The following is a 15,461-nucleotide window of genomic DNA, read 5'->3' on the forward strand; positions in this document are numbered from 1 at the left end:
GGTTTTCGATTCCGGTCGTTCAGTCTTGTCGAAGCATCCGGGACCCTTCGACAAGCTCGGGGACCCAGGGTGGCGTCAGATGTCGAGGAAGCGGACGTCCTTGGCGTTGCGCTGGATGAAGGTGCGGCGCGATTCGACGTCCTCACCCATCAGCACGCTGAAGATCTCATCGGCGGCCGCGGCATCCTCGATCGTCACCTGACGGAGGGTGCGGGTGGAGTGATCCATCGTGGTCTCCCACAGCTCCTTGGCGTTCATCTCGCCGAGACCCTTGTAGCGCTGGATGCCCGCATCCTTCGGGATGCGCTTGCCGTTGTCGAGGCCGTACTTGAGCAGCGCGTCGCGCTCGTCATCGCTGAACACGTACTCGTGCGGCGAGTTCGACCACTTCAGGCGGTACAGCGGCGGCATCGCGAGGTACACGAAGCCGGCCTCGATGAGTCCGCGCATGTAGCGGAACAGCAGGGTGAGCAGCAGCGTCGTGATGTGCTGGCCGTCGACGTCGGCATCCGCCATCAGGACGATCTTGTGATAGCGGGCCTTCTCGATGTCGAAGTCCTCGCCGATGCCCGTGCCGAAGGCCTGGATCATCGCCTGGACCTCTTTGTTGCCGAGGGCCTTGTCGAGGCGCGCGCGCTCGACGTTCAGGATCTTGCCGCGGAGCGCCAGGATCGCCTGCGTGTGCGGGTCGCGACCCTGCACCGCGGAACCGCCGGCCGAGTCACCCTCGACGAGGAAGATCTCGCTGATCGACGGGTCCTTGCTCGTGCAGTCCTTGAGCTTGTCGGGCATCGCGGCCGACTCGAAGACGCTCTTGCGACGCGCGGTCTCACGCGCCTTTCGAGCCGCCAGGCGCGCGGTCGCCGCATCGATCGCCTTGCGGATGACGTTCTTCGCCTGGCTCGGGTTGCGCTCGAACCAGTCGCCGAGCTGATCGCCGACGACCTTCTGCACGAACGCCTTCGCCTCGGTGTTGCCGAGCTTGGTCTTGGTCTGTCCCTCGAACTGCGGCTCGCCGAGCTTGATCGAGATGACGGCGGTGAGCCCCTCGCGCACGTCGTCGCCCGAGAGGTTGTCGTCCTTCTCCTTGAGCAGGTTGTTCGCACGCGCGTACTTGTTGACCAGGGTGGTCAGTGCGGCGCGGAAGCCCTCTTCGTGCGTTCCACCCTCGTGCGTGTTGATGGTGTTCGCGTAGGTGAAGACGTTCTCGGTGTACGAGGTGGTCCACTGCATCGCGACCTCGAGCGAGATCTTGCGCTCGGTGTCCTCGGACTCGAACGCGATGATCTCCTCGGTGACGACCTCGGCGTGACGCACCTTGTTGAGGTACTCGACGTAGTCGACGAGTCCGCGCTCGTAGAAGAAGACGTCGCCAGGCTGCTTCTCGATCGTCTGCCCGGCCTCCTCGATCTCGTAGGTCGAGGACGGACGCTCGTCGCTCAGCTCGATGCGGAGTCCCTTGTTGAGGAACGCCATCTGCTGGAAGCGCGTGCGCAGGGTGTCGTAGTCGTACTCGGTCGTCTCGGTGAAGATCGATCCGTCGGCCCAGAAGGTGATCGCGGTTCCGGTCTCGTCGGTCGCCTCACCCTTCTCGAGCTGCTGCTGCGGGGCGCCGCCGTCGGCGAAGCTGTGCCGCCAGACGAAGCCCTTCTGCTTGACCTCGACCTCGAAGCGCGTCGACAGCGCGTTCACGACCGAGGAGCCGACGCCGTGCAGACCGCCCGAAACGGCGTAGGCGCCGCCGCCGAACTTGCCACCGGCGTGCAGGATCGTGAGCACGACCTCGACGGTCGACTTGGTCGGGTCGGAGGAGTGCGGATCGACGGGGATGCCGCGGCCGTTGTCGACCACGCGCACGCCGCCGTCGGCGAGGAGGGTCACCAGGATCGTGTCGGCGTAGCCGGCCAGCGCCTCATCGACCGAGTTGTCGACGATCTCGTAGACCAGGTGGTGCAGACCGCGCGGACCGGTGGACCCGATGTACATGCCGGGGCGCTTGCGCACGGCCTCGAGACCCTCGAGGATCTGGATCGAGTCGGCCCCGTATTCGGGGAGATCGCCCGCGGGTGCGTTCGATGTTCCTCCGGTCGCACCCGTCGAAGGGTCGGGGGTTCCCCCGGTGGTCGATTCGGACTCGTCGGCGGGGGATTCAGGCGTCATCAGAAGACATTCTCCACATCGATATTGCGAACTCCCAGTCTAGCCGGGTTTTCGCTCGAAATATCGCTCAACGGCCGCGTGTGGGCCTCTGAGAGGTTTTACCCCCTTGCATGGTGCCCTACCCGTAGGTATCGCGCGGGCCCCGCCCTGGAACGACTCTGGGACCCCATTTCCAGGAGGGGACGTCCGGTCCGATGAAGCGGAGGTTCTCGACGCCGGCATCCGGATACCGTCGTCCGATCTCGGTGAGGATGGTCGCCCGCATGTACTGCAGGTTCTTCGCCCACGCGGTGGAATCGCACTTCACCGTCAGCAGCCCGCGCTCCAGCGAGACCGGTTCCGAGTGCTTCGCGGTATCGGCACCGGCGAGATCGGCCCATTGCCGCACGAGGTCCTCCCGGGCGAGGGTGATCTGCCAACCGGAGTCGCGGCTGAGCTTGTCGAGCACGGCGCCGAGGGCACCGGGGTCGCGGCCGGGAGCGAACGGGGCGTTCTCGTCGTCGATCGAGACGCGCTTCTTCTTGCGCCAGTTCTTGGCGCTGGGCTTGAGTCCTCGCAGACGCAGGTAGGTCGCCACCGTCTCGGGCGCTTCGGGGGCCGGTACCTCGGATGCCGGAAGGGATGCCGGATTCACGATGTCGTTCATTCGTCGCCCCCCGACCGCTCGTCGCTGATGGTTCCCGCGGTGATCCGCACGACGTGCGCATGCAGCACCTCGGGGATATCCTCCTCCACGGCCGCGGTCACCACCACCTGCTCGTAGCCCGCGGTGAGCGCAGCGAGCCGCTGACGACGGTCGGCATCGAGCTCGGCGAAGACGTCGTCGAGGATCAGCACCGGGTCGCCGGCCGGGGATTCGCTGCGCAGCAGCTCGGCCGAGGCGAGACGCAGCGCGAGCGCGACGGACCAGGATTCGCCGTGCGAGGCGTAGCCCTTCACCGGGAGCGAGCGGACGCGCAGCACCAGATCGTCTCGATGCGGACCCGTCAGCGTCAGTCCCCGGTCGAGCTCGTTCGAGCGCTTCGACGCGAGCGACGCGCGGAACTGCTCGGCGACGGCCGCCGGCGTCACGGCATCCTCGGGCGCGGTGGCGGCATCGTCTTCGTCTTCTTCGGGATCCCCGCCGCGGATCGACAGCGCCCACTCGAGCTGGGGTCGATGATCGGCGCCCGCGATCGCGGCGTACGCATCGGCGACCGGCTGCTGCAGGTCGTTGGCCAGGCGCTGGCGCGCGACGATGATCTCGGAGCCGAGCGCGACCAGCTTGTCGTCCCAGACGTCGAGAGTGCTCAGGCCCTCACCTCGGATGCCGCGGGCCCGGGCCGACTTCAGCAGCGCGTTGCGCTGCTTGAGCACACGGTCGTAGTCCGCGAGCACGGCGGCGAGGCGAGGCGTGCGCTGGATGAGCAGCTGGTCGACGAAACGGCGGCGCGACGACGGGTCGCCACGCACGATCTGAAGATCCTCCGGGGCGAAGAGCACGACGTGCGCGTAACGCGGCAGCTCGTTGGTCTTCGACGGGGATCCGTTGATGCGCGCCTTGTTCGAGCCCTGCCGATTCACCTGGACCTCGGCGAGCACCTTACGCTCCCCGTGCGAGAGTCGCGCGCGGATGATCGCGAACTCCTGTCCGTCGCGCACCATGGGGGCGTCGGACGAGACCCGGTGCGAGCCCAGCGTGGCGAGGAAGACCACGGCTTCGGCGAGATTCGTCTTTCCCTGCCCGTTCCGGCCGACCAGGACGTTCGGTCCGCGGTGCAGAGCGAGTTCGGCGGTCGCGTAATTGCGGAAATCCACCAGACTCAGATGCTCCACGATCACGGAGTCAGCCTACCTTCGGGGTCGGACATCTTCCCCGGCGGAGCCGGACCGGCGACTGCCCGAGCTGTTCGAGCAGTCGCCGGTCGTGGATCACGGCAGCGGGCCGTAGAGCGACGGCGCCGTGCGGGCATCCGTCGCCTGCTCGAACGCGTACGCCAGACCGAGGAGGGTTCCCTCGTCGAAGTCGCGTCCGAGGAACTCGAGGTTCACGCCGCTGCCGGGCAGCGTCTCACCCGCGATCGTCTGCCCCATCGGCACGGTGACCGACGGCATCCCGGTGTTCGGGCTCAGCCGCATGTTGGTCCCCTGGGTCCCGTAGGCGTTCGTGCTCGGATAGACGATCGCGTCGAGGTCGAGATCCTCCATCATCTGCGTCACGAGCGTCTTGCCGGCCGCGAGCTGCACGGTGTGCGTACCGGTCTCGCCCGCCCAGCCCTGGTAGGTCGCTTCGGTGACCGCATTGCGCGCGACGTAGATCGACCGCCGCGAGGTGACGAAGCTGTTCGTCGCGAGGATGTCGGTGAGAGTGCGCGCCTCGACATCGGGGCCGAGATGCGTGGCGATGTACTCGTCGAGATCGTGGAGGAACTCGTTCGTCGACCCGGAGCCCTCGTTCAGAACGGCGGAGAACCCGGACGGAGGAGTGATCGGCACCACGGTCGCGCCCTGCGCGGTCAGCGCTGCGGTCGCCTCGGAGAAGAGTCGCACGGTGCCGGCGTTGGTTCCCACCATCGACGAGACGTAGCCGATCCGCGCGCCCTGGAGCGCATCCGTGTCGAGGAACGAGGTGTACGACTCGGGCACGAGGCCCTCCTGTCGTGCGGTGACGGGATCGGCGTCATCGACTCCCACCACCGCATCCAGAGCGACGGCGGCATCGATGACGGAGCGAGCCATCGGCCCACCGGTGTCCTGCGAGAGAGCCAGCGGGATGATGCCGTCGCGGCTGGCCAGACCCACCGTGGGGCGGACACCGACGAGCTGGTTGTACGACGACGGGACACGGATCGACCCGCCCGTGTCGGTGCCGAAGCCGATGCCCGCGAGGTTCGCGGAGATCGCGGCTCCCGTGCCACCGCTGGATCCGCCGGCCGTCCGGGTCGTGTCGTACGGGCTCGCCACGAGTGACGTCGCTCCCGGCTCCTGGAACGAGGAGAACTCCGAGACGAATCCGTAGGCGAACTCGTCGAGGCTGGCCTTCGCGAGGATCACGGCGCCGTCGCTGCGGAGTCCGCGCACCATCGACGCGTCGGTCGCGGTCTGGTTCTCGTTCCAGCAGGCGCATCCACCGGTGGTGACCATGTCGACCGTGTCGTAGTTGTCCTTCAGCGCGATCGGCACGCCCAGCAGCATGCTCGTCATGCCGTCGGATGCTCGGATCTCGTCGGCCGCAGCCGCATCGGCGAGGGCCTTCTGGTTCACCGTGATGATCGAGTTGAGCGGACGGCTTCCGCCGGGCACGACCGTGCGGTCGTACGCGGCGATCCGGTCGAGGTATTCCTGCGTGATGCTCTGGGAGGTCGCGACTCCCGCATTCATCGCCGCCTGCATGTCGATCACGGATGCTTCGACGAGCTCGAAGGGACCGTCGTCGTAGATGATCCGCTGCGAGAGATCGGCGAGATCGAGGATCGTGAGCTCGCCGTCGGCATCGGTATCGAGGACGGCCACTCGGGACCAGTCCGGCGACGACGCCGTGAGGCCGAGGGATTCGGCGGCGACGGACAGATCCGCGGCCGTCACCATCTCGTCACCGGTCACGTCGAGCTCGCTGTAGTACGGCGGGAGGCTGACGGTCGCCGGTGCCGCCGCCGTCGCTGCTCCGCTCGCCATCCCGGCCGCGACGATCGTGGAACCCACGACCGAGACGGCGGCGACGATCCGCAGGGTGGTCTTCTTCACAGTGGTGTCTCTCCTGGTTCTCGGCTTCTCTGCTCGGGTGTCGTGCGCGGTCATCGGGTCCTCCGTCGAACGGCGATGACGGTGCCCGACGCGATGGCGGCGATGGCTCCCGCACCGAGGATCAGCCAGGGTGCGGCATCCGCGCCCGTGACGGCGAGCGAGCCGTCCGTCGTCGTGCCCGATCCGGAACCGGAACCCGAACCCGATCCGGTGTCGGGATCGCCGCCATCGGAGCCACCATCGGAGCCTCCGTCACCGGGCCCCGGCTCGGTGTCCTCATCGGCGGTGATCTCCACCGTCGTCGACGTGCCCGGCGCGTCGGAATCGACCGTCGACGATGCGGTGCTCGAGTCGACGATGCGTCCGTTCGCGATGTCGAGCGAGGCGTCGCCCGCCTCGAGTGCGGTGAAGGTGAGTGTGACCAGGGTCTGCGTGCCGGTCAGACCGGGTGAGGTGCCGAGCCGGGTCGCGGCGACCGCGATCTCACTGCCCGAGTCGGTCGCCGATCCGAAGCCGCCGGTCGGGAGGATCTCGCTGTCGGCGACGAACGCGAGGAGGTCGGGGTCGTAGGCGATGTCGAGCTCGTACGCGTAGGCGTCGACCAGGCCGGTGAACACCGCGCTGACGGTGATCGTGTCACCGACGGACACCGACGTCGGAGCGGCGGTGAGGGTGGCGGTTTCGTAGGAGTCGGGCACCACCACGGCCGAGGCGGGTGATGCCGCACCGAACGCGAGGAGCGTCGCGGCCGTGAATGCGACGCCGGATGCGAGCGCTCGCAACCGGCGGAATCGGGCAGGGGGGATCTCGGGCATGCGGAGCGTCTTTCGTCTGGAGAGACGAGCTCGGCTGCACGGCTACGCGGAGCAGCCGTGCTCAGGGGGTACGGCTGACTCTCGCAGTCGGGTGTTTCGCATTCTGAGCGCTATGGTTTCCGGCGCGTAACGGCCGGAACCGGGGCTCAGCGCAGGGGCTCAGCGCAGCAGGAGGTTCGGCTGCAGGAGGTACTTGAACGAGTCGAGACCCGCCTGGTCGACCGAGGTCTGGCTCGTGATCAGCACCGGGCTGAGCTTGTTGGCGTTGTCGCTCGAGGTGAACGTGACGCGCACGAACTCGCTCTTCACGGCTCCGAGCGCCTCGATCAGGTACTGCGGGTTGAGGCCGAGCACGACCTCTTCGCCACCGGAGAGGATCGCGTCGACCGACTCGGAGGCGCGAGCGTGCTCGCTGCCCGAGGCATCCATCGTCACGCTGTCGCTCGAGAACGTGAACCGCAGCGGAGCCGCGCGATCGAGCACGAGGGCGACACGACGCACGGCCTCGATGAGGTCGGCGGTGTTGACGACCGCGTAGTGGTCGGTCTGCTCGGGGAACAGGCGGCGCACGGGCGGGAAGTTGCCCTTGATCAGCAACGAGGTGACGGTCTTGTTCCCCGCGGTGAACGCGATGATCTCGCGGTCGCCGGCACCCGAGAACGCGATCTGGATGGTTCCGGCGTGGCCGAAGGTCTTCCCGACCTCGACGAGCGTGCGGGCGGGGACGAGCGCGGTCTGATCCCCAGCGGATTCGCCGTCCCACGGCACGTCGCGGAGCGATACGCGGTAGCGGTCGGTCGCGACGAGACTCAGACTCTGGCCCGATACCTCGAGCTGCACACCCGTGAGAACCGGGGTGACGTCGTCACGCGAAGCGGCGAAGCCGACCTGGGCGATCGCCGTGCCGAAGTCGTCGGCCGGGACGACACCGGAGGAGCCGGCGACCTCGGGGATCGACGGGTACTCCTCGACGGGCATGGCCGCGAGGGTGAATCGGGCGGATCCGCAGGTGACCGTGATGCCGCCGTCTTCCTCGACCGCGATCTCGATCGGAGCGTTCGGCAGACGGCTGGCGATGTCGGAGAGCAGACGGCCGTGCACGAGGATCGTGCCGGGGGTGTCGACGGTGGCCTCGATCGTGGTGCGTGCGGATGCCTCGTAGTCGAAGGCCGAGAGGGTCAGCCCTGAACCGTCCGCCTCGATCAGCACTCCGGCGAGGATCGGCTGCGGGTTGCGCTGCGGCAGAAGCTTGACGACGAACGACACTGCCTCGCTGAAGACATCGCGGTTGACCTGAAACCTCACGGGTGCTCCCTTGTCGTCGATCTAGGACGGTGTCGTCGGTACTGCTGCGAGGTGGGCCCACCGCAGGGCTTCCCATGCTAGCCCCAGAGACCTTCGGATCCCTACGCCGACGGGAATCTGTCGTTCGGGGTGGTTCTCCCCACCGTCTGGTGATCGGATCGCGCCTTAACCGGGTTAACTCCTTAACGGTGTTAACAGCTGTGGATACTGTGGATAACTCGGTGGATAGTAGTCGCGAGTAGGGAACTACACGCTTGTCAGTTGTGGAATCCCTGAGGAAACCGCGGGTTCGAGGCATCCGACCGTCCGGTCCGTCCCCCGAAGTTATCCACAGGTTTGGGTCTTCGGACCTCATTCATCCCGATGTGATTCACAACCATCCACAAGTTATCCACATGTGCATAGAGGCATTTATCGGATGCCGCGGATCGTCGTCAAGTCCGAAAAAAGGGGGACACGACCCGCGAACGGATGCCGTGTCCCCCTTCTCGAGGCGCTGACTGCGGTGCGAGCGGTCAGCGACGACCGAGCTGCGTGGTGATCTCGGTCACCTGGTTGTAGATGGAGCGACGCTCTTTCATGAGGTCGCTGATCTTCTTGTAGGCGTACATCACCGTGGTGTGGTCGCGGTTGCCGAACAGCTGACCGATCTTCGGCAGCGAGAGGCTCGTGCGTTCCCGGCAGAGGTACATGGCGATCTGACGCGCCGTCGCGATCTGCTGCGAGCGACTCGATCCGTACAGGTCGTCGACGGTGAGCTTGAAGTACTGAGCGGTCGCCGTGATGATGTCGGTCGGCGAGATGATGTTGTCCTCCGCCGTGTCGACGATGTCTCGCAGCACCGTCTGGGCGAGGGAGATGTCGAGCGCCGAGCGGTTCAGGCTCGCGAAGGCCGAGACACGGATGAGTGCGCCCTCGAGTTCGCGGATGTTCGACGACACCACGGTCGCGATGTACTCGAGCACCTCGTCGGGGATGTGGAGGGCCTCGCTCTGCGCCTTCTTGCGCAGGATGGCGATACGCGTCTCGAGGTCGGGCGCCTGCACGTCGGTGATCAGACCCCACTCGAATCGGCTGCGCATGCGGTCCTCGAAGCCGGTGAGGTGTTTCGGCGCGACATCGCTCGTGATCACGACTTGCTTGTTGTGATCGTGGAGGGTGTTGAAGGTGTGGAAGAACGCTTCCTGCGTCTCGGCGCGACCCTGCAGGAACTGGATGTCGTCGATGAGCAGGATGTCGACCTCGCGGTAGCGCGCCTGGAACGCGGCGCCGCGGTTGTTCGCGATCGAGTTGATGAAGTCGTTCGTGAACTCCTCGCTCGAGACGTAGCGCACCTTGACTCCCGCGTAGAGGGACTGGGCGTAGTCGCCGATCGCGTGGAGGAGGTGGGTCTTACCCAGCCCCGAGTCGCCGTAGATGAAGAGGGGGTTGTACGCCTTGGCCGGCGCCTCGGCCACGGCGACCGCCGCCGCGTGCGCGAAACGGTTGGACTGACCGATGACGAAGTTGTCGAACGTGTACTTGGGGTTGAGGCGCGACTCGTGGCGCAGCGGCGTCGGCTGCTCCATCGGCGACTCGACGCGCACGTTCTCCTGTCGCCCGAAGTCGGCCACGGCGATGGGGGCGGTGGGCTGCTCGGCGAGCTCGTGGTTGACCACGACGCGGAAAGAGGTGACCTCTTCACCGATGTGGGTGAGGGCCTCCATGATCGGCAACCGCAGACGCTTGTTGATCTGTGCGGCGGTGAGGTCGTTGGGCACCTCGAGATAGAGGGTGGCCGACATGACCCCTGCCGGGACGGCGAGACTCAGGAAGCCCTGCAGCTGCGGCGTGACCCGATCGTCATCGACCAGCAACTCCTGCACCGTGGTCCAGATCGGGACGTCGGGCTGGGCAGGTGAGGACATGACGCTCCGGGCGGGGATCGGTGAGGGGCTGCGAGACGCGGGTCGCCCCTGTGGATAACTACGGATGCCAACGGTAGTCATCGCAGCCGGGAACGGCAACCTGCCCTGGAAAATCAACGCGCGTGTTGTGTCACGCCCGGCGTTCGAGGTTGTGGATAATGGCTGTGCGGTACTCACCGATCCACCGCGGCGAAGCGCGCAGATTTGCTCTGTGCGCCGCCGCGACGTACCCTTAGTCGGTTGACTTATGCCTTTTCGGCAGTTCCCAAAATTGTCTCCGGTCGCAGTGAATCCGGTGGCAGCATTCCCGGAGTGATCTTATGAGCAAGCGCACCTTCCAGCCCAACAACCGTCGTCGCGCCAAGAAGCACGGCTTCCGCGCCCGTATGCGTACCCGTGCGGGTCGTGGCATCCTCGCCGCGCGTCGTGCGAAGGGCCGCACCGAGCTCTCCGCGTAATCCGCTGTGCTCGCCCGCGCCTATCGGCTGACCCGCGGGAGCGACTACCGGTTGGTCGTTCGTCGCGGTTCACGCTGTGGCGGGGCGCGCGTCATCACCTCGATGATGACGACGGATGAGAGCAGGGCCGCGCGTTTCGGCTTCATCATCAGCAAGCAGGTCGGCGGGGCGGTGGTTCGAAACACCGTGCGGCGTCGACTCAAAGCTGTGTGCGCCGAAGCGCTGTCGCGCGTACCCCAGGGCACGGATGTCGTCATCCGTGCCCTTCCGTCGTCCGCGACCGCGACCTACGCCGAGCTCCAGGCCGATGTCGAGCGCTGCTTCTCCCGACTCGCACCGACGGACGCGCGATGACCGCGCTGCCGGCATCCTCCATCGGGACGGGACACCTGCACACGGGTGACCTGATGCGCAGCATCCCGTTGATCCCGCGCAATCTCGTGCTCGGGTTCCTCACCGGGTACCGCAAGGTGATCTCCCCGATGTACGGAGATGTCTGTGCGTACTACCCGTCCTGTTCGGCTTACGCTGTAGGTGCGGTGCAACAGCACGGTGCCGTGCGGGGAACACTGCTCTCGGCATGGCGCATCCTCCGTTGCAATCCCTGGACCCGCGGGGGCGTCGACGACGTGAAACCGCACGAACACTTCCGCCACGACCTGACCGCCCATGGTTTCGTCGTTCCCGCTCGAAAGGACTGACCGGTGGGTCTCGACCTTCTGCTCGCCAGCGTCTCACCGTCGCCGGCCCCCTCCTCCGGAGGTTTCGATCTGATCGGAACCATCCTCTGGCCGCTCAAGTGGCTGGTCGAGCTGGTGCTCGTCGCCTGGCACTGGCTGTTGACCGCCGTCGGCCTGCCGGCAGCGTCGGGGATCACCTGGGTCCTGTCGATCGTCGGTCTCGTCATCGTGGTGCGTGCTGCTCTGATCCCGCTCTTCGTGAAGCAGATCAAGAGCCAGCGAAAGATGATGGAAATCGCTCCTGAACTGCGGAAAGTCCAGGAGAAGTACAAGGGCAAGCGCGACCAGCTCAGCCGTGAGGCCATGAGTCGCGAGACGATGGCCCTGTACAAGAAGCACGGCACGACGCCGATGTCGAGCTGTCTCCCGCTCCTCGTGCAGATGCCGGTCTTCTTCTCGCTCTTCAGCGTGCTCAGCGATGTCACCAAGCACCACGCGGCCGGCATCGGCGGTGTGGGCCTGCTCAACGCCGAGCTCACGGAGCAGTTCTACGACGCGAAGCTCTTCGGCGTCGCCTCGCTGCACGAGACGCTGGGCAACGCGGTCGACGCCGGCAACACCACGGCGATCATCATCCTGGTCACGCTCGTGGTGCTCATGATCGGTTCGCAGTTCTTCACCCAGCTGCAGATCATCTCGAAGAACCTGTCGCCCGAGGCCAAGACCGGCCAGGCGTACCAGATGCAGAAGATCATGCTCTACGTTCTGCCGCTGGGCTTCATCTTCTCGGGTATCTTCTTCCCGCTCGGCGTCGTCGTGTACTGGTTCATCTCGAACCTGTGGACGATGGGGCAGCAGTTCCTCGTCATCCGCGAGATGCCGACCCCCGGATCCGAAGCAGCCAAGGCCCGCGAGGAGCGCCTCGCTCGCAAGGGCAAGGCGATCGACTCCTCGGGCAAGGTCGTTCCGATGGCCGCTTACGAGGCCGAGCAGAAGCGTCTGTTCGACGAGGCGGAGAAGGCCAAGGCCGAAGCCCCGAAGCGTCAGCAGCCGGTGGGTAAGAAGCGCGCGAAGAAGAAGGGCTCCTGATGAGCGAGAGCGTGACCGAGAACGTCGAGCCCACGGTGGCCGAGCTCGAGAACGAGGGCGACATCGCCGCGGACTACCTCGAAGAGCTGCTCGACATCGCCGACATCGACGGTGACCTGAATCTCGATGTTCGTCAGGGACGTGCGTACGTCTCGGTCGAGGCGGAGGGCGACGGCCTCACCCTCCTGTCGGCTCCCGACACGGTTCAGGCGCTGCAGGAGCTCACGCGCCTCGCCGTGCAGAGCAAGACCGGATCGTTCTCCCGCCTGATCCTCGACATCGGCGGTTCGCGCGACACGCGTCGTCGTCAGCTCGAGACGCTGGTGGATGCCGCTGCAGCGAAGCTCGATGAGGGTGCGTCTCAGGCGTCGCTGCCCTCGATGTCGAGCTACGAGCGGAAGCTCGTGCACGACATCGCGGCGGAACGCGGACTCGTCTCCGAGTCGTACGGCGAGGGCGCGGACCGTCACACGGTTCTGCGCCGTCGCTGACATCGAACGATCGATGTCGGATGTACTCGGCATGAGTGGGCTCGAGGTGGAACCAGCCGTTGCGGCCACGCTCTTCGGTGATCGGATCGACACCGCACGTGCCTTCACCGACGCCCTCGCCCGTGAAGGAGAACAGCGTGGTCTGATCGGCCCGTTGGAACTGCCGCGACTGTGGACGCGTCACATTCTGAACAGCGCGATCGCCGCACCTCTCTTCCACGGCCGTGTCGCCGACATCGGCTCTGGAGCGGGACTTCCGGGTCTGGTGCTGGCGATCGCCCGACCGGATGTGCACTGGACCCTCATCGAGCCCATGGAACGACGCGTGACGTGGTTGACCGAGCAGGTCGACGAGCTCGGCCTCGAGAACGTGGAGATCCTGCGCGCTCGCGCCGAGGATGTGGGCCGACCCGGCGCCTTCGACGTGGTCACCGCGCGTGCCGTCAGCGCTCTGCGCACACTGCTCCCTCTCACTGCCCCGCTCGTGCGCGATGGGGGAGAGGTGACACTCCTCAAGGGGATGAACGCGGCGAACGAGATCGACGCCGCGCAGAAGCAGATCAAGAAGTACAAGCTCAGCGACGTGCGAGTGGAGGTGCTCGGTGAGGGCGTTCTCCCGGAGATCACCCGCGTGATCCGGGCCTTCGTACGCGCCTGAGCGCGGATGTTTCACGTGAAACATCGCATCGCCGAGGGAGGGGTCACGCCTGAGGTCGACGATGTTTCACGTGAAACGTCGCGCGGATTCGCTTTAGATCAGAGTGTTCGCGGTCGGGAGGGTATCGACATGGGCTGGACGTTGCGCACGAGCACATCGACCGATGCGGCGTGGATGGCCGAGCTGCGCGCCGTGGTGATGCGTCCGGATCTCGAGCGACTCGACAGGTACGACCCGACCTGGGTGCGTGAACGCTTCCTGAGGGCTTTCGTGCCGGAGAACACCTGGGTCATCGTCCTCGATGGGCGCGACGTGGGATCCGTTGCCGTTCGCGACGAGCCGGATGCCGTATGGATCGAGCACTTCTATCTGGACCCGAACGTGCAGGGCAAGGGTGTGGGGACTGCGGTGCTCACTCACCTTCTCGAGAAGCATGACACCGGGCTCCCTTTGCGCCTCAACGTGCTGCAGGGGAGTGCCGCTCGGCGTCTCTATGAGCGTCATGGGTTCAGGCTCGAGAGCGAGGATGCCGTGGACGTCTTCATGGTTCGTGGGGGAGTGGAGTCCTCGTAGTTCTGCTGTTTCACGTGAAACGTCGGTGACTGCTTTCGTGCGTTTCTTGTGGGTGTGGAGGCGGCGTACTCCCTTCGTTCGCAGAGCGGGGACCCTCCCGCTTCGCGGGCCCCTCCCGATGCTCACTCCCGGGAGTACGCCACCTCCACACGGTGGCTTGTAGGCCTGTGCGAGCAGGGAGGAGCGGGCGCTGACGGCCTCTGGACATCTGTGTTTCACGTGAAACATCGTTCTCGATGAAGATCGTTATCTCCAGTGCGAAGACGTAGGGAGCGGCAGGGTTGGTCGGTTGGGTTGCGGCTCTCGAGTACTTCTCGCTCGTGCGAGGAGCGCTTGAGGCGTTGCTACCCCGCGAGTTCGTGTCGATGCTCAGGTGAGGGAGCGCACTAAGCTCGCTCAATCTGATGCAGCAGCGCGCGGAGGGCGAGTGCGTTGAGGGGCTGCTGGTGTCGGATGGCTTTGTTTCACGTGAAACATCTGGTTAGAAAGCCCGATCAGAGGGTTTGAGGCAGCTGGTGCGCAGTGGTGGTGTTCCCTTCGCTTGTGACTTCGTTCGCTTCTTCTTGTTTCATGTGGCCCACTCGCGCAGTGATGGCGGGGGTCGCTGGGCCGCGGGTCGCGCGACGATAGGTCCTGGAGCACCCAGTCACCTCTGCGGTCCACGTCACCTGTCGTTGCGCGTTGCGCCGTTCCCGGGGCTCTGAGGGCGATGTTCCACGTGAAACATGTGGTGCTGCGGCCGGGATAGCGACGAACAGTGGACGGAGTGTGGGGGAGGTGCGGGGACCGGTGGCGCTCGTTTCGGCCCTTCGCCTTTCGGCCCGTCGCCTTGCGCCGCGCCACTTCGCGCCCTCCGCCCCTCCCCCCGTAGGAGAGCTCGGTGAACCGGAACGAAACGCGGCAAGCCGGCACGAAACGAGGCATGGGGATGCGAAGCGCGGCAAAGCGGGATGACGCGAAGCGGGATCGCTCAAAGCAAGACGCAGCGAGGCGAAGCGGGACGAGGGGGACGCCGGGGGGACGCGGGGAAGGGCACGGCGGGAGGCGGCGGGGCGGCGGTACGGCACGGGTGGACGGGACGGGGCGGGGTGGGGCGGGCGCCGCGTCGCGGGCTACCGCTGCCGGCTGGTGGAGTGCCTCACTTCCGTTCGGCGGAAGCAATCGGTGATGATCAGAGCTCGAAGCGCCGCAGCTTGGGGCCATCTGACCTTGTTTCACGTGAAACATACGATTCCTCATCGCCGAGACGGCGGCCGGGGACTGGCGAGGAGCGCGGGGAACGTGGCGAGGAGTGCGGAGCACGTGGCGAGAGAGGCGGGGAGCGTGGCGAGGGGAGGGGAGAGGGGAGAGGGGAGTGGGGAACGCGGGATGGAGATGACGAGGGAGGTACTGCGCGGGGGCGCGTAGCTGACTGTTCCTCGCTGGCGGCCCTTCGTCTCGCTTCGCTCGCTCAGGGACCGTGGGTTTCGCCCACCCCGGGCCCGCTAGACACTCATCCCCCTGTGTTTCACGTGAAACACGCATTCAGCCGAGGCGGCTAACACTGCGCCTGTGCGACTCCGAGCAGTAGGCAACCAACTGACTGGTCCGCTAAGCGAGTCC

General features: G+C 66.1%; 13 protein-coding genes and 1 pseudogene. 7 read left to right on the forward strand and 7 right to left on the reverse strand.

What is annotated here, in order from left to right:
* Positions 1-75 precede the first annotated feature (75 nt).
* The 7 genes and pseudogenes from gyrB to dnaA all read right to left on the reverse strand — a co-directional run.
* Complete coding sequence (gyrB, locus tag KZC52_RS10780) at positions 76-2,160, reverse strand: DNA topoisomerase (ATP-hydrolyzing) subunit B (protein WP_247624047.1); 2,085 nt, start codon at positions 2,158-2,160, stop codon at positions 76-78.
* A gap of 118 nt (positions 2,161-2,278) precedes the next feature.
* Entirely contained in the window at positions 2,279-2,806 is a 528-nt protein-coding gene (locus tag KZC52_RS10785; protein WP_247624048.1) for a DciA family protein, read from the reverse strand.
* Positions 2,803-3,981, reverse strand: a complete 1,179-nt coding sequence (gene recF / locus KZC52_RS10790; protein WP_247624049.1) for a DNA replication/repair protein RecF — start codon at positions 3,979-3,981, stop codon at positions 2,803-2,805. Before recF ends, KZC52_RS10785 begins: the two co-directional genes overlap by 4 nt.
* A gap of 90 nt (positions 3,982-4,071) precedes the next feature.
* Entirely contained in the window at positions 4,072-5,883 is a 1,812-nt protein-coding gene (locus KZC52_RS10795) for an amidase family protein (protein ID WP_247624050.1), read from the reverse strand.
* A 50-nt stretch (positions 5,884-5,933) separates the two neighbouring features.
* Positions 5,934-6,698, reverse strand: a complete 765-nt coding sequence (locus KZC52_RS10800) for a cohesin domain-containing protein (protein WP_247624051.1) — start codon at positions 6,696-6,698, stop codon at positions 5,934-5,936.
* A 159-nt stretch (positions 6,699-6,857) separates the two neighbouring features.
* Positions 6,858-8,003, reverse strand: a complete 1,146-nt coding sequence (gene dnaN, locus KZC52_RS10805) for a DNA polymerase III subunit beta (RefSeq protein ID WP_247624052.1) — start codon at positions 8,001-8,003, stop codon at positions 6,858-6,860.
* Between the two features lie 515 nt (positions 8,004-8,518).
* Positions 8,519-9,793 (reverse strand): annotated as a pseudogene (gene dnaA / locus KZC52_RS10810) (chromosomal replication initiator protein DnaA); the annotation flags it as partial.
* A gap of 437 nt (positions 9,794-10,230) precedes the next feature.
* On the opposite strand from dnaA, the gene rpmH reads away from it, so the two are divergent.
* Genes rpmH through KZC52_RS10845 form a run of 7 tightly spaced genes read left to right on the forward strand, consistent with a single transcriptional unit; the run spans position 10,231 to position 13,859 of the window.
* Complete coding sequence (rpmH, locus tag KZC52_RS10815; RefSeq protein WP_013584598.1) at positions 10,231-10,368, forward strand: 50S ribosomal protein L34; 138 nt, start codon at positions 10,231-10,233, stop codon at positions 10,366-10,368.
* Between the two features lie 6 nt (positions 10,369-10,374).
* Positions 10,375-10,722 carry a ribonuclease P protein component gene (gene rnpA / locus KZC52_RS10820; RefSeq protein WP_247624054.1) on the forward strand — a complete coding sequence of 116 codons (348 nt, stop codon included), beginning with the start codon at positions 10,375-10,377 and terminating at the stop codon, positions 10,720-10,722.
* Positions 10,719-11,069 (forward strand): membrane protein insertion efficiency factor YidD, encoded by a 351-nt coding sequence (gene yidD / locus KZC52_RS10825; RefSeq protein ID WP_247624055.1) that lies wholly within the window; start codon positions 10,719-10,721, stop codon positions 11,067-11,069. Before rnpA ends, yidD begins: the two co-directional genes overlap by 4 nt.
* A gap of 3 nt (positions 11,070-11,072) precedes the next feature.
* Positions 11,073-12,137: a membrane protein insertase YidC gene (gene yidC, locus KZC52_RS10830; protein ID WP_247624056.1), complete on the forward strand. Its 1,065-nt coding sequence runs from the start codon at positions 11,073-11,075 to the stop codon at positions 12,135-12,137.
* Positions 12,137-12,628: a Jag family protein gene (locus tag KZC52_RS10835; protein WP_247624057.1), complete on the forward strand. Its 492-nt coding sequence runs from the start codon at positions 12,137-12,139 to the stop codon at positions 12,626-12,628. The genes yidC and KZC52_RS10835 overlap by 1 nt, the downstream gene beginning before the upstream one ends.
* A 31-nt stretch (positions 12,629-12,659) precedes the next feature.
* Positions 12,660-13,286, forward strand: a complete 627-nt coding sequence (gene rsmG / locus KZC52_RS10840) for a 16S rRNA (guanine(527)-N(7))-methyltransferase RsmG (protein WP_247624747.1) — start codon at positions 12,660-12,662, stop codon at positions 13,284-13,286.
* A 15-nt stretch (positions 13,287-13,301) separates the two neighbouring features.
* A complete protein-coding gene (locus KZC52_RS10845) occupies positions 13,302-13,859 on the forward strand; it encodes a GNAT family N-acetyltransferase (RefSeq protein WP_308194255.1) in 558 nt (185 codons plus the stop codon).
* Positions 13,860-15,461: the final 1,602 nt, after the last annotated feature.

The organism is Microbacterium galbinum (genome assembly GCF_023091225.1).
Taxonomy (GTDB): Bacteria; Actinomycetota; Actinomycetes; order Actinomycetales; family Microbacteriaceae; genus Microbacterium; species Microbacterium galbinum.

What these genes read in the sequence shown, in the direction of transcription:
- gyrB (WP_247624047.1), bottom strand. Translation starts at nt 2,160, where the DNA reads ATGACGCCTGAATCCCCCGCCGACGAGTCCGAATCGACCACCGGGGGA.
- KZC52_RS10785 (WP_247624048.1), bottom strand. Translation starts at nt 2,806, where the DNA reads ATGAACGACATCGTGAATCCGGCATCCCTTCCGGCATCCGAGGTACCG.
- KZC52_RS10800 (WP_247624051.1), bottom strand. Translation starts at nt 6,698, where the DNA reads ATGCCCGAGATCCCCCCTGCCCGATTCCGCCGGTTGCGAGCGCTCGCA.
- rpmH (WP_013584598.1), top strand. Translation starts at nt 10,231, where the DNA reads ATGAGCAAGCGCACCTTCCAGCCCAACAACCGTCGTCGCGCCAAGAAG.
- yidD (WP_247624055.1), top strand. Translation starts at nt 10,719, where the DNA reads ATGACCGCGCTGCCGGCATCCTCCATCGGGACGGGACACCTGCACACG.
- KZC52_RS10835 (WP_247624057.1), top strand. Translation starts at nt 12,137, where the DNA reads ATGAGCGAGAGCGTGACCGAGAACGTCGAGCCCACGGTGGCCGAGCTC.
- rsmG (WP_247624747.1), top strand. Translation starts at nt 12,660, where the DNA reads ATGAGTGGGCTCGAGGTGGAACCAGCCGTTGCGGCCACGCTCTTCGGT.